This is a genomic window from Capnocytophaga sp. oral taxon 326 str. F0382 (genome assembly GCF_000318295.1).
Classification (GTDB): Bacteria; Bacteroidota; Bacteroidia; order Flavobacteriales; family Flavobacteriaceae; genus Capnocytophaga; species Capnocytophaga periodontitidis.
Genome location: NZ_KB291446.1, coordinates 3,245 through 4,220, shown reverse-complemented (window position 1 = coordinate 4,220; position 976 = coordinate 3,245). Strand labels below are relative to the sequence as shown.

1 protein-coding gene is annotated in these 976 nt (G+C 40.9%); it reads right to left on the bottom strand.

The annotated features are described in order from the left end of the window. The coding region (locus HMPREF9073_RS15300) for an RHS repeat-associated core domain-containing protein (protein WP_009413941.1) at window positions 1-976 on the bottom strand (976 nt) is incomplete at both ends.

Genomic DNA, 976 nt, shown 5'->3' with positions numbered 1-976 from the left:
TAAATTTTAACACATTTTGATAAACACAAGTGTTCATACATCATTCTAAAATCCCCACTATGAAGTCCTATAACCCCTGTTCTTTGTGAGAAATCTCCTTTCCAGATGTTTGTTCCAAGAGACAAGCCTAAATTACCATCATCCCAAGAAGCCATAGCAGAATAGCGTGTTTCAAAAGAATTGTTGCCAAAACCATTGTAATTATTGTATCCCATAAGTCCTACACCTCCCGAAATAGAGAAATTTCCGCTTTGGTAACCAGCTCCTAAATTGACTCCCATTCCTGCAGCATTTCCATAAGCAACTGCCAAAGAAAGCCCTATACTAAAATCACCGATAGATACATTATAACTTGGCATAAGGACAGAAGAAGCCCCTGTAATAAAACCATTGACAATACTATCTCCTGTAAGTGAAGTTGCCACTGAAGAACCACCAATAGCCCCCATAACAGCTCCTCCTAAGGTTGACCAAGCAAACTTTTCCCACGACCAATTATCGTGCATAGCTGCGCTAGTAGCATAACTTGTAGCCCCTATAATAGCACCAATAATTACCGCAGCCCAAATGATTTCTCCATTTGGGTCTGTATATTTTAGCGGATTATTTAAGCAATACCCATACCTATTAAAATTCTGAGTGTTGAATGGGTCTTGAATATAGTTATCAGGCATCAAAAACCTGTGCAAAGCAGGGTCGTACAGACGCCTGTTCATATGAATAAGCCCTACGCTTGAGAGGTGTTCGTGTCCTGTATAACCGCGGTCTAATAATAAAGAAGTTAGTTTATTCCCGTTAGCATCTGTAATACTCAATACCTTGCCCCACGCATCAAAATGGCGGGCTTCTACGAGCTTGCCGTTAAGGTCGGTGATGGCTATAATGCTCCCTAATTGGTCTCTATGTAAAAAGAGTAGTTTTCCTTCTTCACCATTGCTATTATATACCGCAGGAGCACTATACGGGTCGCCACCGA